Consider the following 16,686-nt stretch of genomic DNA (forward strand, 5'->3'; position numbering starts at 1 on the left):
TACCCTGAATTGCTGTTATTCCTTCAGCTTCCGCAGAGAGACGAGGGCTCACGATGGTTCAATCCAGATCCAGATATGGTTTTGTGGCTGCGGCCGTTTGCACGCTCCTGATGTGCGGTCTGTGCGCGCCTGCTCGCGCGCAAGGGCACATCGACAAGGCCTGGGACATTCTCAAGAAGGCCGCATCCGATTCGAACACTGATAAGCGCGCGGCCGGGGTCGCCGTGTTGGCACTACTCCAAGGAGATTCCGAGGCGCAGGCGATGGCCGAGAAGGCACTCAGCGACGAGAAGCCCGTGGTTCGCACCGCCGCCGCGAATGCACTGGGCGCGATGGAAGCGAAGAGTGCGATTCCGGCGCTGAAAAACGCAATCAGGGACAAGGATGTATCTGTGGTCTTAGCCGCCACGCACGCGCTCTATGTGTTGAAAGATCCTACGGCCTACGAGGTCTACTACGCCGTGTTGACCGGGCAAAAGAAAAGCGGCGGCGGCCTCATTGACGATCAAAAAAAGATGCTCAGCGATCCCAAGAAGATGGCGCAGCTCGGGTTCGAGCAGGGCATTGGATTCATTCCTTTTGCCGGACTCGGGCTGACCGCGCTGGGCATGATCACGAAAGACGACACGTCGCCGGTGCGCGCGGCGGCGGCCAAGGTGCTAGCAAAGGACCCCGACCCCAAATCGGGCGACGCCCTGGTAGATGCGGCCTTCGACAAGAGTTGGATCGTGCGGGCCGCCGCATTGAATGCTATCTCCGAGCGCGGTGACTTCACGCTGGGGCCGCGCATCGAAGCCGGCATGGACGATGAGAAGGAGCAGGTGCGCTACATCGCAGCCGCAGCGGTCATTCACCTGCAGGACGTGAGGACATCGACGGTAGGGAAGTAATGCGGCTGCCGCTGCGATACTGGACTCGTGTTTTCGCTAACGCGACCGAATCAAGACACAATTGATGTTGCGCTGAACCGGGCGGCTGGGCTGCCTGCCGCATGTCCCAATCTGCTGAGTTTGCGCGACGGGCTGACGGCCACCAAGCCGCCCTGGGGATTCGCGCACGATGTTTCCCTCTCGCAGATTGGAAAGGGAGAGAGTGCATTCGCGCGAGCGCGCCTCGCGATGGAGCAGTGGGCGGAGTTCGACCTGGGCTGGGTGCGGGTGGCGAATCCCACTGCGGATGTGCGCAAGGGCGAGTTGGTCGCGGTTGAAGCGCACACGGTGGGCTTGTGGTCGCTGAATCTGAGCCGGATTGTTGAGACCGTTAACACGCCCGACCGGATCGGATTTCTGTATGCTACGACCGCATTGCACATCGAGGAAGGGCAGGAGCGGTTTCTGATTGAGCTCGACCGCTCGTCGGGGCGGGTGCTGTACCTGATCGAAGCTGTTTCGCGGCCGCGGCATTTGCTGGCGCGGCTGGGCTGGCCGCTGGGCCGGGCGATGCAGAGCAGGTTCCGCCGGGACTCGCATGCCCGGATGCGGCGGTCTGATCGGTGAGGCGGTGGTCTCGGCGCAATTTCACCTGGACGCGGTAAAGAGCACGACGAGGGCTCGCAGACGCTCCTTTTGAAGTCTGCGCGGAAACCGTCCGGTTCTGGTTAACTCGGCTATCCCGTGGAGATTCGCCCAAAACAGCTCTGCAACGATCTCGGGTTTGTCACTCTGCTCCTTGAACAGCTCCAGGAGTTGCGTGAATCCGAATCGCAGTTCCGCAGGCGTAGCCATTTCACCGAACGGAACGCTCAGCCCGATTGAAAACATCACCTCGTACATCGCGGGCGAGGCCTCTGCGAAGCGAAGATAGGCAGCCGCGACCGATTCGACCGCAGCTCCTCGTTTTGCCCGTGTGCGCGCCCTCTCCAAAACCAAGCCGATTTCCTTGAAACCCTCGATGGCAACCGCGGCCAGGATGGTCTCGCGGCTTTCGAAGTGAGAGTACAAGACGGGCTGACTGTATGAAATCTCATCCGACAGCCGCCGAATGGTTACGCTGGGCCACCCCTCACGCTCCGCGATCCGCCGTGCCGCCGTGATGATCTGTTCTCGCCGGGCCTGCTTCTCACGTGATTTTCGGCCTGCTATGCGGTCATTCGCCATCGTCGGTCTTTCCAGTGATAGGAATTCTAGCGCTGTTAAATTGTACGGCCGATTTGTGCATCTTTTCGGGATGGGCCCAATCATACCTAGCATTGCTAGTTTTTCTAGCACAAGAAAAGGATACGCTATGCACAACACCATCCCGCTTATTCTGGCCGTTCTCATTGCCGCCGGAATTATCGTCATCGGCTGCTTCTACGTTGCATCTCCTGAAGGAATATCAAAAGATTTTGGCCTGAGGCCAGCTGCACCGGATGCCGACACCCGTGCGTGGCTACGTCTCAAAGGAATTCGTGACATCGCTTCGGGACTAGTGGTCCTGACCCTGATGCTGGCTGCCGACCACCGCACAGTGGGAATCGTGATGCTCGTATTTGCAACCATACCCTTCGGCGACATGGCCAACATTCTTGTTTCCGGCGGAAGGAAGGCGACGGCGTTTTCCTTCCATGGCATCACCTGCGCAGTGATGCTTGTCGCCGGCCTCTTGTTGATCCACGCCATCTGAACCGAAACCATCACAAGAGAGGCATAGACATGACTCAATGGATGATCTATCTGGCAGTCCTGCTCGGAATTGTCAGCACTGCGGCGGTATTCGGCACGGACATGTTCTTTTTGACGATAGGCCGTGCTGCGCTCTGGCGGACATCCGCGGCGGCAGGAACCGAGGTCATGGGCTTCTTCCATTTGTTTGCCGATGCGCGGATGCCGATCTGGGGCGTCGTGGCAACCCTGTCCAACATTGTTTTGGCCGTGATGAGCGGGAGTGCGCAGCGCTGGTTTTATCTCGCATCACTCCTGATGCTGATTCTCTTTGTCGTTATCTACGCCCGGCTGTCGAAACCGATTAATCAGGTTCAAACCAAAGCGGCAATGGCAGGGCTGCCACTTGAGAACGCTCGAGAACTACAAGCGGCCTGGGATCGATCGCTATTCATCCGTGCCCCGCTGCTCGTTGTGTCACTGGTCGCGCAGTGCCTGGTGCTGTTGGCAAGTTGAGGCATGGTGGCCGGCTAACAGCGCCGCATGCAGGCGCACCGCGTTCCTGATTCTACCGGGTGCAGAAAAAACGCTTTACACAAGGGGGGGCATCTGTTTCTCTTCTCTGTGGAGTCTCTGGCGGCTCTAGAAGGGTGCTCGAACAAAAGTACGTCACGGACGGCTGGTTGGGTAACCGAAATGCACGATGATGAGCGTGCCTCCGCCAGAGCATATCTCGGCCACTCACAGGGAGCATTGCATGGTGAATCGAAGAATCGGTGCAGCCGCCGCCCTCTTGTTCAGCGGAGCACTCGCCTCCGTAGGCGCCCAGCAGAACCCGCCCACTCCGCCGCAGCAACTGAGGGTAGCGATTGACACCCAGCAAACCGCCCGGCCCGTTTCGCCCTACGAATATGGCATGTTCATCGAGCACATCGGCGCGCTGATCTATCGCAGCCTTTGGTCGGAGATGCTGGATGACCGAAAGTTTTACTTCCCCATCAAGCCGGAAGAACCCCAAGCTGCCGCGCCCGCCCAGGGCGGCCCATTCCGCAACATGCAACTGCGGAAGTGGCATCCCATCGGTCCTGCGGAAGCAGTGGTGATGGACAAAGAGCATCCGTTCGTCGGCGAACAGAGCCCGCGCATCGAACTTGACGCATCCTCGCCGCACGGCATACGACAGTCCGGTTTCACCCTCGTAAAAGGGAGGAAATATACCGGCCACATCTGGCTGCGCGCCACACTGGGCGCAAAGATGAAGATCGCGCTTGTCTGGGGTGAAGGCGCCAACGATCGTCAGGTGGTCGCGGTTCCGCCTCCTTCAAACATTTATAAGGAAGCGTCTTTCAACTTCGTAGCCGGAGCTGACACCGAGGCCGGCGCATTCGAGATCACCGGGACAGGCACGGGCAGCTTTCATGTGGGCGCCGTTTCGCTCATGCCAGCAGACAATGTCGATGGGTTCCGCCCTGAGGTCATCGCGCAACTGAAGCAGCTGCATTCGGGATTCTGGCGGCTGCCGGGCGGCAATTTCATCTCCGATTTCAATTGGTATCACTCAGTCGGCCCGCGCGATAAGCGGCCGCCCAATTTCGACTACGCATGGAACGCCATGCAGACGAATGATGTCGGCATGGATGAACTGATGACGTTCTGCAAACTTATCGGCGTCGAGCCTTACATCACGGTCAATGCTGGATTCGGTGATGCGCACTCGGCTGCCGAAGAAGTGGAGTACATGAATGGCGCCGCCACTACGCACATGGGTACGGCGCGCGTCCGTAACGGACATCCCGAGCCATATCACGTCAGATTCTGGAATGTCGGCAATGAGCCGTACGGGCAATGGCAACTGGGGCGCACCGATCTGAAGTACTACCTGATGAAGCACAACGAATTCGCGAAGGCTATGCGCGAGGTCGACCCATCGATTACGTTGCTGGCCTCAGGTTCCATGCCGGAGGAGGCGATTCTGGAAGGCGTCGCCGCCGACTGGCACATTCCCTTCGATCAGGCCGGTATCTGTTCCGACGCGGATTGGACCTGTGGCTTCCTCAAACACGACTGGGGCAATTTCGACGGCATCACAGAGCACTGGTACACGCGGGCCGGCACGCACTGGGACCGCGAGCGCGCTGAGAAGGGCATCAAGGTCGGCCGTCTCGAAGCTGGTCTCGTACCCGACGACGAAACGAATCTCGACTGGGTTCGCCGTCCTTCCGACCGCGTTCGCCTCAAGGCCGAAGAGTGGCAAGAATATGAGAAGCAGTTCCCCGAAATGAAGACGAAGCAGATCTTCATGTCGAATGACGAATACGCTTACACCGGCGGCCAAACCGATCTGAAACTTGCGCTGGCCTACGCCATGGTGCTGAATGAAATGCTGCGCGAAACAGACTTCCTGCGCATGACGGCGTTCACCATGGGCGTTTCCACGCTCGACTTCAACCAAACCGCCGCGACGCTGAACACTAATGGACTCCTTTTCAAACTGTATGGCGAACTTCTCGGCAGCGGCTCCATTCCTGTCGCGCTCACGGGTAACTCTCCGCAGTCGGTTCCCACGCAACACATGATCGGGGACCTTCCGCGAACCAGTGCCGGCAGCCCAACCTATCCGCTGGATATGTTCGCGGCGCTCAGCGCAGATCGCAAGTTCCTAACGCTGGCCGTTGTGAATGCCACGGACTTCGAGCAGAGACTGGATCTCAGCGTGAATGGATTGCGGCTGAGCGGCAATGCAAAGCTGTGGCGCATGACCGGCAAGACTCTGGATGCCGCGAACAAAGTGGGACAACCGCCGCAGGTGGAAGTGAAGGAATCGGCAGTCAGCGGAGCACCATCGACGCTAGCCGTCGCGCCGATAAGCGTGGAGATTTTTCGGTTCCCAGTCGGGCAGTAAGCGTTGCGCGGATCCGCCGTGTCAGCAAGGAATCCTTGAACAGGAGTGTATGCGTGCAGCGAAGAGATTTCTGCAACTTGATTGCGATGTCTGCAGCCTCAACGGCTCCGCCGGGATTTGCCCAGGCGTCGCCGGATAGCCAGTCCGCATTGCCGGAAGGATTCAATCACTATGCCCACGACTAAGCCGAGTTCTGTGCATTGCCGCCTGAGAAACGGGTCTTCTACAAAGTGAGCGGCGGAAAGATTGTGGAGACGAAGCTGGACGAGTCCAATTGGCAGCAGCCGGCATGGAACTACAATCCGGCTCCCTCGCCAATTGCTGGCGGTATGTGGGACGACGTGCCTCTGAACTCGCCGGTTTTGGGACTCGCCGGCGACGGCCCGTTCCAGCCTTCTTGGGATTCACTGCTTGAATACGAGGCGCCCGAATGGTACCAGGACGCGAAGTTCGGAATCTGGGCGCACTGGAGTCCGCAGTGCGTGGCCGAAGCCGGGGACTGGTATGCTCGCAATGTTTATGTCGAGGGGCAGCGCCAATATGAATATCACCTCGATCATTACGGGCCGCCATCGCGCTTCGGATACAAGGATCTCTGCGCTCAATGGACGCTTCTGAACTGGCAGCCCGACGAGCTAATCGCGCGCTATAAAAAGCTGGTGCCAGAATCTTCGTAGCGCTCGCCAATCACCACGACAACTTCGACGCGTGGAATTCGAAACACCAGCCGTGGAACTCAGCGGCTATTGGTCCGCATCGCGATGTCAAAGATGTTCCCGATCGCCTTGCAAAAGCCGTCGTTGCCGATTATGAACGCGGGCTCACTGCCGAGGTGTGACCTCGTGGATGGAGGTCAATGGCGAAGCCATCTATGAGACTCGATCGTGGAAGATCTCCGGCGAAGGTCCCAACATGGTGAAGGCCGGATCCTTCCAGGGTGGTAGCGTCAGCAAACTCGGAGAGAAGGACATCCGCTTCACGCGCAACAAAGCGAACAGTGTCGTCTACGCTATCGTGCTCGGTTGGCCTGCAGAGCCGATTCTCATCAGCTCACTCGGCTTATCAGCGAAGACCAGCCCGGGTAAGATCGCGCGCGTGGAGTTGCTAGGAACAGCGGAGCGATTTGAATGGAGGCAACAAGCGGATGCCCTTCGCGTGGCACTTCCAAAGTCCTATCGGCCGCGGGTGGACTACGCTGCCGCGCTCAAGGTGATGCTTGCGTAAAGCCACCGCAGGGCTGTCCGAGACCCGGGAACTGCTCGATTCGTTGAGCGCAGAGAAGTACCGCCTATGAGCGTATAGGGAGCGCACGGCTGCCGATCGGACGCACGCCATTTTCTGTATCTAGAAATGCCAGCCAGGAGTGGTTCGGAGCGAGAATCTCTTCCAGCTCCGGTTCGCTGAGAACCATGCAAGCGGTGGAGAGGGCATCGGACTCGGCGGCGCTATCGGCAATAACCCAGGCCCGAAGTTGGCGTGACGCGGGTTGGGCCGTGCGGGGGTCGAGAATGTGCGCTCCCTTGACGGCGACGCCTGAGCCGCTCAAGGAAATATCCGTCAGAAAGAACCGCTCGGAAGCATTGTCTTCGCCCAAGCCGCAGGACCAGCCCGGAGCTCCGGGTGGTGCATCCCCCGCGAGAATGCTGCTGCCGCCTGCCACCAGCAAGAACGAGCTGATATCCCAATCGCGAAGCAGCTCGGCCATGCGGTCGAGAGCAAAGCCCTTGCCGATCGCGCCCAGGTCGAATTCAAGTCGGCCGCTCAGGCACGTGATGGACAACTCGCCAGGCACCAGATCCCACCCAGAAAGCGAGGCCTGAGTCTTCAGCGCGCCAGGCGTGGGACAGAAGGCTGTGTGTGTGGCCTCTTCCATTCGCTTCGCGATCTGCAGGCAGGCGAAGGCCGGCTCGCTCAAACGCATCTTTTCACCGGGGGCGAGATGCGCAGCACGGGCGATGTCGCTGTTGGTGCGGAAGCGGCTTAAGCAGGATTCGAGCGAATTGACGAGATCGAATGTGGCCTGTGCGGCCTGTGCGGCGTACCCTTTTTCGTCATGGACGATGCGCACTTGAAAGTGAGTCGCCATGGCGGCATGATTGAACTGGTGAATGTCAGGCATAACACTCTCTATTTGGGCGCAGGGATCCACAACAGGATGAGCACATTTGGACGTACGCCGAAGAAGTCGGGACGCAGATCTCGCAATTGGTCGGTGTATTGTTGCGAGGCTTCGTTGGAGGTGATGTAGAAATCGGCGTCGGGCACCTGCTGGCCTGGCTGGTAAAAGCCGACCTGATCAAACTGGCGGAGATACCAGGGTAACGGCCACGGGTCCGACGCGATGACTGCAATGCGTGGCCTGGCTATCCCGCTCTTGTGCGCCAGATCGTGGATCTCTGCCTCGAGGCCGAGAATGTCTTCCGTCGTGTGCGCATACGCATAGGGGTTGGCTTCGTCGGCCGCATGGAGGAAAACGCGCTGACGCGTGTCGTGAGCGATCAACACCGCGGCAATCACAGCAAGAGCGCCCGGGAGAGGGTATGCAGCGCGCGGTCCCAGTGTCGTCGCGATCCAATGCCACACCGACTCGGTGGCTTTAGCAGCGAGCAGAGCCAGAGGCAGCCAGAGATTCAGCGCCAGCCATGGTGTTTTGTAGGGGATCGAGCTATAGATGATGGCGATGAAGAGCCCGTAACAGGCGAGCAAGCGGTACGCTGAAGCGTCGCGCTTCCGGATCGCGAGGACAAATCCGATGCAGGCGAGCGCGCACAGCAATCCGCCGGACCAGCCGCCGGTGAGAAGCCTGCCGTAATACCAGAACGCCTTTTCGTGGCCCTGGCCGGCCGCACGCGACAGAGCATCCGGGGCCACCTTCGCCAGGGTTGTCAGCCCCTTCCAATTTGTGCCGAACCCCGTGAACAGCAGGAGGGCGAGCGCAAGAAAAGCGCCAAGCGCGGAGAGTGGCGGAGCGGCGCGCCAGCGGCCAGCCGGTCGATCGTGCCGCGGATTCAAAAGCCAGGACGCAAAACCTGCAGCGGCGAGCGCGAACCAATGCAGGACAGAGGTCTCTTTGCAGGCAAACATCAACGCGGCGCAGGCGCCGGCGAGAGCGGCATAGCCGACGCTGCGCGTTTTCGCGGCTCGCCACCCCGACAGGATCAGGCCGATGGTCGCTGCGCAGAAGAGCGATTCATGGATGAAGTATCTGTCGTAGTAAACGGGTAGGGGAGCGACCGCTAACAGCAGCGCCGCCAGCATGCACGGGATAAGACCGAAGAGATCGACAGCAGCGCCGAAGAGAAGAATGGTGATGGTTCCGGCCACCACCGGTATGAGGCGTAACTTCGATTCCGTTAGATCGGCGAATGATCGGGCGCCTTGCAGGCGCACTAGCGGTAGGGCCAGTGTCGCCAGCGCGGGACCGTGGCGGTCCTGCGGGTCATAGGTGTACTTTTCGCCTGCGAGTAATTGGCCGACGATATAGGCGTTCACGGCTTCGTCGGTGTGCATGGGCCGCGTGCCCAGTTGCGGCAAGCGAACCGCCAACCCGATCAATGCGATGAAGAGAAAAGCGAGCCAGCGGGACCAAAGCCGCCGCGGGCTCGCTTTTTCCATCCAAACGTCTTCCGGGGACACCGAACTCAGGCGGGTTTGCCCCACACTTCAACCTCGATGTAGTCGTTCAGTTTGTTAGTAGTGTTCCCGTTGCTGTAGAAGCGGACATAGCGCCCCTTCGCGCCTTTGGCGTCGATCAGCTTGCCTTGGTAGGTCTCCACGTAGTTCTGATCCTTGCCTGGGCCCGCGCCAACCTCGTTCTTGAAGTCGTTGTTGAAAATGGTGGTCACGCCGGACTTGAATGAAGCGTCATCGGAGACTTGCGCAACAACATCGCGATAGACGCGCGCCTGCGAGTGGAAGTGCCACAGCAGCACGGCATAGATGTTCGCGCTTTTGCCGAGGTCGATCTGGAGCCACTGCTTGCCGGGGCCGAGTTCCACCCAGGAGCCTTCATCGCCAGCCTTGTCGCCATCTGTGACGAGGTCCAGCGTCCCTACCACGGGATTCTCGTCGCTTGCTGTGACCTTCTTGCCCTTTGCCAGGTTGACTGAACCCGCGGGGATCATGAAATCAGGTCGCTTGCCCTTAAGCGGTGGCTCGAGATTCGGAACATTAAGCGGAACCGGGGTGCCGACGAAGAGCGGCTTGGGAAGCTGCGTCTTCAACGGAACCTTGTCCTGCGCCATTGCGGCAGCGGCTACAACTAAGACGGGTACGAGGGAGTAATTGCGGGAAAGAATCTTCATAATTTCAGGCTCTCACTTCTTCATCGGTGATGTTGATTTTCTTCTCGGCGGCAACGGCTTCGTTTGCTTTGTGAATCACGTATTCGCTCGAGAAAGCTTCATCGGCGGGGCAGTTCAATTTGCCCTTGCCGCGGACAGCGTTGAAGAAATTTTCCAGATGCGGCTGATGCGGCGGCTTGTTGAAGAACACCGGAATCTCGTACTCTGCCAGCGCAGCCGTTTCGCGCACATCCACTTTTGTTGCGTCCGCGGCTACTGGTTTCGCCTTCACGTAGCCCTTCTGCGCCAGGTCGTCCCACGAGACTGCCGTCGCGCGAGCCTCGCGATAAATGGCGCAGATCGCGGGATCTTCCGACATCCTGATGGTGCCGTCGTCGCCCATGAACTGTTCGAAGTAGCCGCCGCCCGCACTAGTCGTCGTCTGCACCTGGTAGAACGCACGCGCAACTGCCGATTCCACGGGATACTCGTATATCACCATGGCGTTGTCGTACCAGTCGTGGTTTTTGAAGTAATCCAAACCACCGCTGGCCGTTACGGATTTCGGCGTAGTGCCGAGCCACCAGTTGAAGATGTCGATCTGGTGCGCACCAAGGTCGGATAGCGGACCGCCGCCAAGGCCCTTGTACCAGCGCCAGTTGCGGAACTGGTGCATGTCCTTGAAGCCGTATTTTGCGAGCATGCTGGCCGGCATCTCGTACTTCTTTGGCCACCCGAAGTCCTCTTTGACCGCGCGATTCCACTGCCCCTGGATGGCCGTGAGGCGGCCGCAGAACTGCGCCTCGTGGAGCAGCCGGTTCAGCGTGAAGACATACCTGGGATTACTGCGGCGCTGATGACCAATCTGCAACAGCTTTCCGGTTTCGCGCATGGTCTTCACCATCGAGCGCGCACCTTCAATCGTGTTGCTCATCATCTTTTCGCAGTACACATGCAGACCCGCCTTGAGGCAGGTGTTGGTCATCGGCGCATGCCAGAAATCCGGCGTCGCGATGAGAACAGCCTGAAGGTCCTTTTCCTTCGCGAGCAGGTCTTCGTAATTCTCGTAGGTGTGAACCTGGTTACCGAGCTTCTGCAGGTAGCGCTCACCCTCGCCGCGGTGATAGTCCCAGATGTCGCACAACGCCACGAGCCGCACGCCCTCGATATTGAGGAGCGACTCAAGCAGAACCTTGCCCTCCTCGCCATAACCGATGAGGGCAACGTTGATGGTGTTCAGTGATGACTTGGGGACGGCTGCTTTCTGTTCGTTCGCGTCGGACTTGCAGCCTTCCAAGAGCATTGCAGCGCCCGCCACCGCGGTCGCGCTGATAAATTCACGACGATTCAACTTGTCTACCATTTCTTGAGGACCGCAAACCTGTTATGACGGGCGAGCACAAAGGCCGCCGCCACCAGAAGAATGTGAATGCCAAGGTATGCCACGCCGTCGTTCTGATCGATGAGAACCAGGCCCACCGTGAGCGCAACGAATAGAAGCCCTTGCACGAGCAGCGACACGCGCGTACCCAGGCCGATGATGAGCATCAATCCGGTAAGAATGAACGCCGGACCAAGCAGCTTGTCGAACGCCACCAGAGCAAATTTCGGGAACAGCGGCTCATGAGCGAACTTGTCTCTGAGCCCCACAGGTATTCCCGCGTAGTTGGCCAGCGCGTATGACTTGACGTTCACGTTGACCATTACGCCGCTGGCGTCCGGTTGCCCGGTGGCAGGGTCGATAAGCGGCATTGCCACCGATTTGTACGCCGCGTATTTCTGAATGCCTACGAACAGCGCGCGCGCGCCCAGCCACAGGCGCAAGCCCCAAAATGCAAGGGTGTAATCCCATTGGGCTGTGCGCCCGGAATCCAAATTTAACTGACTCAAGTTTGTCCTCTGCCCGTTGGCGATCTCGGGCTCAACTGCCGATTTGTTCACGAAGCCTCCGCCACAAAGCAGCGGGAAGTCCCCACCGCTTCTGCGCAGTTCTTAGCTCATCTTCCAGGGACCGCGATACTCGCGCGTCATCAGCTTGCTCGCTTCAGGATCGCCGATGATCTTCTCTTCCTTCACGTCCCAGCGGATCTTCTTTCCCGTGAGCATCGAGATAAGGCAGAGATGACCGGGAATCGCCGAATGGTGCCCGATCTCCACGGGTGTAACCGTAGCCTGCCTGGTGCGAACGCAATCAAGGAAGTTCTGCATATGGTCCGTGGAAGTGTAGAGCTTCACCTTGCGCAGTTCGCGCGGCAGATACTTGCCTTTCTTCCAGTCCGGGTTCGACGCATCAAAGCCGCCACGATCCACCCATACCCAGCCCTCGGTGCCGATCCACTTCACGCCTGTCTTGATGTCGTGATGGCCGCCCGCAATCGTCATCGTGATGTTGCGCGGATACTTCAGTTCGAATCGATACTTCGGCGCGGTGTTCCAAACCGCATCGCGGGGCGGCAGTTCGCCGCTGCCCTCCACTTCCGACGGGCCGGACAGATCGAATCCAAGGCCCCAGTGCGCGATGTCGCAATGGTGACCAATCCAATCCAGCAGCTGGCCGCCGCCGGTGTTGTAATTCCACCGCCACGACTTATGCGAACGCGCCCTGATGTAAGGCTCCATCTTTGAGGGGCCGACCCATGTCTCGTAATCCAGTTCTTTTGGGGGATCAGTGACAATCGCATTCCAGGCCGGTGTTCCCGGAACAATCTGTTCGAAAGGCGTGGGCTGCGCTCCGGCGGCGGTGATCTTGGCCATCGCGTCTTTGGCCACGCCGTCAAAATCCGCATTGCCGCCCGGTAGCCCGACTTCGACGTGTGTCACCTCGCCGATCAGTCCGCTCCGCACAATCTCCGCAGCCTTGTGGAACATGGGAACCGACCGCTGCCATGAGCCCATCTGCCAGACGATCCCGTTCTCCTGAACCGCGCGCACAATGGACTGCTGTTCGGCAATTGTGTGCGCCAGTGGTTTTTCACCGTAGATGTCCTTCTTACGCCGGGCCGCCTCAGTCGCGACGATCTCATGCCAATGGTCCGGCACGGCAATCATGACGGCATCAATATCCTCGCGAGCAAGCAACTCACGATAATCGTGATAGCCCTTGCAGTCTTCATTGCCGTAAGTCTCGTTGATCTTTTTGACCGCGGCTTGAAGATGATTGGCATCGATATCGCACGCGGCGACCACCTGGCAGTCCGGCAGGTTCAGGAAAGCCGAGGTGTTCCCGGGCCCCTGCCAACCCATGCCGATGACTCCCAGGTTGATGCGGTTGTTGGGAGAGGTCGTCGATGTCTGCGCAGCATAGCCGCGCATCACCGCCGGAAGAACCGCAGCAGTCCCTGCGGTCTTCAGGAAGCGCCGGCGATTAAACGGGCGAAGAAATGGTCCAGAACCAGATTGTGAAGGCATGGATATCCGAAAACCTTTTCATTCTGTGGAATCAAGTGACGTTTTATCATCTTTCCAATCTGCAGGTCCAACCGTCATGCGGCAGACTTCAGATCAGACTGATTCAGCGCAGGTTGCGTGCCGTCCGTAATCACAGTTAGGAGAGCGCCCAGCCGGAACGATTTTGCCGCCGAATGAACTGCGCAGCCTCAGGACAATTCTTCGCTTCCATCTTGTGCGAGTCCCACTCGATTTTTTTGCCGGCGCGCAGGGCCACACACCCAAGCAGCAAGATCTCCGTCATTGGCGCGGCAACGTCGAAACGCGAGTAGCAATTCTGCGGCTTGTTTTCCTTGATCGCCGTCAGCCACTCCTGCGCGTGGGCAAGCACACCCCCACCGCCTTTCTTGCCGCCATCTGGATTGCGCGGAATGCGTTCCGGGAACTTCGCCATCGCCGGGTGCTTCAGGTAATGGACGAATTTCTGGTCGCCCTTGAGCTTCACGAAGAAGCTTGTTCCGTAGTCATCCGGCGAAAAGACAGCGCCGCCATCTCCCAACAGCAAGCAGCCGCTTTCGGGTACGTCTCCGAGCAGCGCGACGATATCCGCCGTGAGTTCGGCAGGCGGCTTGTTGGTCAAATCGTGACCGCCTCGCAGAGTCTCATTCGGCTGGCCGCCGTCGTACCACCAGAGAGTCATCGGATCGTGCTCGACTTTCCTGGTGCGATGGAAGAAACTCGGGTGCTCGAGTGGTACGTGCCCGGTGCGCTTGGGAAACGCGTAGCGGATCTTGGAACCCACCGGATAAGACTCTTTGTTCATCGTGCCGAACGGCATGGCTTCAACTTCAGTGGGCGCGCCGAGATCGAGAGCGCGGAACGGCATGTTGACGGTGTGGCATCCCATGTCGCCCAGCGCGCCGCAGCCAAAATCCTGCCAGCCGCGCCAGTTGAACGGCTCGTAAACTCCGTAGCGTCCGTCCGGCTTCCGGATACCCACAAACGGCCGCACTGGGGCCGGCCCAAGCCAGACGTCCCACTCCAGTGTTGCGGGAACCGGATCTTCTCCGGTCGGACGGTCCATTGCCTGCGGCCAAATCGGGCGGTTCGTCCACACGTGCACCTCGTGCACGTGTCCGATGAGTCCGTCCTGTATCGTCTCCACCCCGCGGCGCAGGCCGTCGGCGGCGCTGCCCTGGTTGCCCATCTGCGTAACCAGCTTGCGATCGTGAGCCATCTTCCGCAGGTAGCGCGCCTCGTAGATCGTCTGCGTCAGCGGCTTCTGGACGAAGATAGCCTTGTTCCTTTTCATCGCCGCCGACGCCACAATCGCGTGCATGTGATCCGGCGTCGAGACCGTCACCGCATCGATCTGGTGATCCATCTGGTCCAGCATCTGGCGGTAATCTCTGTAAAACTTCGCGCCCGGATACTTCTGCGTCTGCGTCTCGTATGCCTCAGAGCCAGCATCCACGTCGCACAGTGCGACAATGTTCTCTCCGGCGCAGGCATCGGTGTCGCTCCTGCCTTTGCCGCCGATTCCAACACATGCAATGTTCAGCTTGCTGTTCAGGTTCTGTCCGCGCAAAAGCGCAGGCACGCCGAACGCGAACGCTCCGGCTGCCAAAGAACTGGTTTTAATGAACGAACGGCGGTCCACACACAATTGCGGCTGAGATTCAGGATTTTTCATGATGTCTTTTGGGTGTTTTTCAACTTACGCAAAAGCATACACTCGACCACACCCTAGCGAGCAAGATTCCCGTGACACGTTGTTATTTATTGCTTGGGCCCAGCTGGAGCTTACTTAAAGTCCAATTATCAGCCGGGCTCACGGATGGTACCTGTTCTCGACGCCCTTGTGCAGTGTGTTCTACACAAGACGTCGTGCATTTCCTGAGACTTCTCAGCGGTTAAGATCTGCGGCTTGCTTCCGCCCGTGTGTCTCCATTTTCCGCGGGCGGTTGTGCTGCACTCCGATTAACTCCAATTTCTAGTACAGCTCTCGACACAAAATGGGGCACAAGATCGCCTCATGCAATCATCGTAGGAGGCGTCAACGTTTCCACGGAGTTCAAGACCCTTCTCCAACGCCTAAGTTTCTTCGTCATCCCTTCAGTGAGCAGTTCGGTCGACTACGGCAAGTTGGGCCGAGTCGCGGACGACGGCATCTTCGGGTGGCGGGGCCATCGAGCACTCGCGCAGGAAGTCGTCATAGCCGGGGCTCCATCGGAGCGTCTGCAAGATCGGGTCGCACCAAAAGGCGAGGCTCCAGAGCGAACCTTCGCGATAAGAGACCGTTAGACGTTCGAGGGCGGGCCGAGTCTGCTCGAGTCCGGTCTGCACGATAGCGATGGCATAGTGATTCTGCTGGCTTGTCCGAGGCTGCTGGAGCAGATCGATCACCTCGCGAGCGCTATCAACCTGTTTTGAGGCAGCGTAAGCATACCCGAGAGACCCGAGAACTACGGCGTTGTCAGGATGGGCGAGAGTCAGTTGTTCAAGTCTTTCAACGGAATGGTCGATGGGCAGCGTCTGCGCCCACGCCAAGGCTTCCAGACTATCTATCAAAGGCCCACGACGTCCCATCGAGCGACTCTCTTCGGCCGATCGAAGCGCGTCACCTCCACTACATGTGAGGTACACACCCCAACAGTCGAACTCATTCCATAGGGCATTGAGCGGGTTCTTATGCCCAGCCTCGCGGAAGCAACAGGCCGCCTGCTCGACCTGGCCCTCGGCGAGGGCAAGCAATCCCATGGCGACTTGAATTCGCGAGAGGAGTGAGAGATCCGATTGCGCGCTTTCGAGCAGCCCGCGGGCGCTTTCCCAATGGCGATCGACGCAGACCTTGAGGAGTGCGGAGACCAGCATAGCTTCAGGGAGAGCGGGGTCGAGGCCAAGGGCGCGTTCCAGCGCAGCGCGGCTCGTAGGGATCCTGGTTTCTCCTTTCCCCGGGCCGAGAAGAGCTTCAAACAGCACGGCCGAAGCAAGTCCGGCATATGCAGCTGCATTCGTGCAGTCGAACTCAATGGCTGTCGCCAGGGCGCTGGTGATGCTCTCGAGGTTCCGGAAGGAAAGATCGCGCCACATCATCCGGGACAGCGCCACCAACTCCGCGGACCGCAAGCGGGAGCGTTCAGGAATGACGGAGCGGTCCTCAGCGGGCGAGCTGTCGGCGGCGAAGGCCTTCAAGAACGGAATCGGTGCATGACTGAGAGTTGAGGGAGCGTTGCCATGGTCCGCAGGCGCTCTCTGCCTTAGCCAGGCGTCCAATTCATGGGTATAGGCAAATACCGAACCGGACGTGTTACCGATGCGCTGAATGGGGAGGCCGTGCTCCTCGTGCCAGCGCTGCACAGTCCGGATACTACGACCCATATGCTGGGCAATCAATTTCCAGGAGTCCAGCCGTCCCGAGCTTCCTGACATCGACCTATATCCTCTTGCGCCGCGGTCATGGCGGAATGGTTTGCCATGCCAGTGATCCACAGCAGGCTGGCGAGGTGATTGAGAAATCCGCCTCGTTAGT

General features: G+C 59.1%; 16 protein-coding genes and 1 pseudogene. 8 read left to right on the forward strand and 9 right to left on the reverse strand.

What is annotated here, in order from left to right:
• The first annotated feature begins 53 nt into the window (after window positions 1–53).
• On the forward strand, window positions 54–890 hold the full coding sequence (locus MOP44_RS15135; RefSeq protein WP_260790865.1) for a HEAT repeat domain-containing protein: 837 nt from the start codon (window positions 54–56) through the stop codon (window positions 888–890).
• Window positions 891–917: 27 nt separating this feature from the next.
• Window positions 918–1,496, forward strand: coding sequence for a DUF1990 domain-containing protein (locus MOP44_RS15140; protein WP_260790866.1), 579 nt, complete (start codon window positions 918–920; stop codon window positions 1,494–1,496).
• A gap of 21 nt (window positions 1,497–1,517) precedes the next feature.
• Here MOP44_RS15140 and MOP44_RS15145 read toward each other — a convergent pair whose 3' ends face one another.
• Window positions 1,518–2,207, reverse strand: a complete 690-nt coding sequence (locus MOP44_RS15145) for a TetR/AcrR family transcriptional regulator (RefSeq protein ID WP_260790868.1) — start codon at window positions 2,205–2,207, stop codon at window positions 1,518–1,520.
• Window positions 2,208–2,223: 16 nt separating this feature from the next.
• Between MOP44_RS15145 and MOP44_RS15150 the strand changes: the two genes are divergently transcribed.
• The 6 genes and pseudogenes from MOP44_RS15150 (at window position 2,224) to MOP44_RS15175 (ending at window position 6,708) form a co-directional block, all read left to right on the forward strand.
• Window positions 2,224–2,604 carry a DUF4267 domain-containing protein gene (locus MOP44_RS15150; protein WP_260790870.1) on the forward strand — a complete coding sequence of 127 codons (381 nt, stop codon included), beginning with the start codon at window positions 2,224–2,226 and terminating at the stop codon, window positions 2,602–2,604.
• A 29-nt stretch (window positions 2,605–2,633) separates the two neighbouring features.
• Window positions 2,634–3,098, forward strand: coding sequence for a hypothetical protein (locus MOP44_RS15155; protein WP_260790873.1), 465 nt, complete (start codon window positions 2,634–2,636; stop codon window positions 3,096–3,098).
• Between the two features lie 241 nt (window positions 3,099–3,339).
• Complete coding sequence (locus MOP44_RS15160; protein ID WP_260790874.1) at window positions 3,340–5,484, forward strand: alpha-L-arabinofuranosidase C-terminal domain-containing protein; 2,145 nt, start codon at window positions 3,340–3,342, stop codon at window positions 5,482–5,484.
• A 53-nt stretch (window positions 5,485–5,537) separates the two neighbouring features.
• Entirely contained in the window at window positions 5,538–5,669 is a 132-nt protein-coding gene (locus MOP44_RS15165; protein ID WP_260790876.1) for a hypothetical protein, read from the forward strand.
• A 144-nt stretch (window positions 5,670–5,813) separates the two neighbouring features.
• Window positions 5,814–6,322: pseudogene (locus MOP44_RS15170) on the forward strand (alpha-L-fucosidase).
• Window positions 6,319–6,708, forward strand: a complete 390-nt coding sequence (locus MOP44_RS15175; RefSeq protein ID WP_260790880.1) for an alpha-L-fucosidase C-terminal domain-containing protein — start codon at window positions 6,319–6,321, stop codon at window positions 6,706–6,708. Before MOP44_RS15170 ends, MOP44_RS15175 begins: the two are co-directional and overlap by 4 nt.
• Window positions 6,709–6,772: 64 nt before the next feature.
• Here the strand turns inward: MOP44_RS15175 and MOP44_RS15180 are convergent, their stop codons facing one another.
• From MOP44_RS15180 to MOP44_RS15215, 8 genes are all read right to left on the reverse strand, one after another.
• Window positions 6,773–7,603, reverse strand: a complete 831-nt coding sequence (locus MOP44_RS15180) for an FAD:protein FMN transferase (protein WP_260790882.1) — start codon at window positions 7,601–7,603, stop codon at window positions 6,773–6,775.
• Between the two features lie 8 nt (window positions 7,604–7,611).
• The gene (locus MOP44_RS15185; RefSeq protein ID WP_260790884.1) at window positions 7,612–9,099 is read right to left on the reverse strand and encodes a flippase activity-associated protein Agl23; all 1,488 of its coding nucleotides are present in this window, start codon (window positions 9,097–9,099) and stop codon (window positions 7,612–7,614) included.
• Between the two features lie 26 nt (window positions 9,100–9,125).
• Window positions 9,126–9,788, reverse strand: a complete 663-nt coding sequence (locus MOP44_RS15190; RefSeq protein ID WP_260790886.1) for a discoidin domain-containing protein — start codon at window positions 9,786–9,788, stop codon at window positions 9,126–9,128.
• Window positions 9,789–9,792: 4 nt separating this feature from the next.
• A complete protein-coding gene (locus tag MOP44_RS15195; RefSeq protein ID WP_260790888.1) occupies window positions 9,793–11,130 on the reverse strand; it encodes a Gfo/Idh/MocA family oxidoreductase in 1,338 nt (445 codons plus the stop codon).
• Entirely contained in the window at window positions 11,124–11,708 is a 585-nt protein-coding gene (locus tag MOP44_RS15200) for a hypothetical protein (protein WP_260790890.1), read from the reverse strand. Before MOP44_RS15200 ends, MOP44_RS15195 begins: the two co-directional genes overlap by 7 nt.
• A gap of 51 nt (window positions 11,709–11,759) precedes the next feature.
• Window positions 11,760–13,175, reverse strand: a complete 1,416-nt coding sequence (locus tag MOP44_RS15205; protein ID WP_260790892.1) for a Gfo/Idh/MocA family protein — start codon at window positions 13,173–13,175, stop codon at window positions 11,760–11,762.
• Window positions 13,176–13,311: 136 nt separating this feature from the next.
• Window positions 13,312–14,847, reverse strand: coding sequence for a Gfo/Idh/MocA family protein (locus MOP44_RS15210; protein WP_260790894.1), 1,536 nt, complete (start codon window positions 14,845–14,847; stop codon window positions 13,312–13,314).
• A 422-nt stretch (window positions 14,848–15,269) separates the two neighbouring features.
• Window positions 15,270–16,535, reverse strand: a complete 1,266-nt coding sequence (locus MOP44_RS15215; protein ID WP_260790896.1) for a hypothetical protein — start codon at window positions 16,533–16,535, stop codon at window positions 15,270–15,272.
• Window positions 16,536–16,686 lie beyond the last annotated feature (151 nt).

This window comes from Occallatibacter riparius (assembly GCF_025264625.1).
Classification (GTDB): domain Bacteria; phylum Acidobacteriota; class Terriglobia; order Terriglobales; family Acidobacteriaceae; genus Telmatobacter; species Telmatobacter riparius.

Bases quoted from the DNA above. Each gene is read 5' to 3' on its own strand.
- MOP44_RS15190 (WP_260790886.1), bottom strand. From the start codon at position 9,788: ATGAAGATTCTTTCCCGCAATTACTCCCTCGTACCCGTCTTAGTTGTA.
- MOP44_RS15180 (WP_260790882.1), bottom strand. From the start codon at position 7,603: ATGCCTGACATTCACCAGTTCAATCATGCCGCCATGGCGACTCACTTT.
- MOP44_RS15215 (WP_260790896.1), bottom strand. From the start codon at position 16,535: ATGGGTCGTAGTATCCGGACTGTGCAGCGCTGGCACGAGGAGCACGGC.
- MOP44_RS15160 (WP_260790874.1), top strand. From the start codon at position 3,340: ATGGTGAATCGAAGAATCGGTGCAGCCGCCGCCCTCTTGTTCAGCGGA.
- MOP44_RS15195 (WP_260790888.1), bottom strand. From the start codon at position 11,130: ATGGTAGACAAGTTGAATCGTCGTGAATTTATCAGCGCGACCGCGGTG.
- MOP44_RS15185 (WP_260790884.1), bottom strand. From the start codon at position 9,099: ATGGAAAAAGCGAGCCCGCGGCGGCTTTGGTCCCGCTGGCTCGCTTTT.
- MOP44_RS15135 (WP_260790865.1), top strand. From the start codon at position 54: ATGGTTCAATCCAGATCCAGATATGGTTTTGTGGCTGCGGCCGTTTGC.
- MOP44_RS15205 (WP_260790892.1), bottom strand. From the start codon at position 13,175: ATGCCTTCACAATCTGGTTCTGGACCATTTCTTCGCCCGTTTAATCGC.
- MOP44_RS15150 (WP_260790870.1), top strand. From the start codon at position 2,224: ATGCACAACACCATCCCGCTTATTCTGGCCGTTCTCATTGCCGCCGGA.
- MOP44_RS15210 (WP_260790894.1), bottom strand. From the start codon at position 14,847: ATGAAAAATCCTGAATCTCAGCCGCAATTGTGTGTGGACCGCCGTTCG.
- MOP44_RS15155 (WP_260790873.1), top strand. From the start codon at position 2,634: ATGACTCAATGGATGATCTATCTGGCAGTCCTGCTCGGAATTGTCAGC.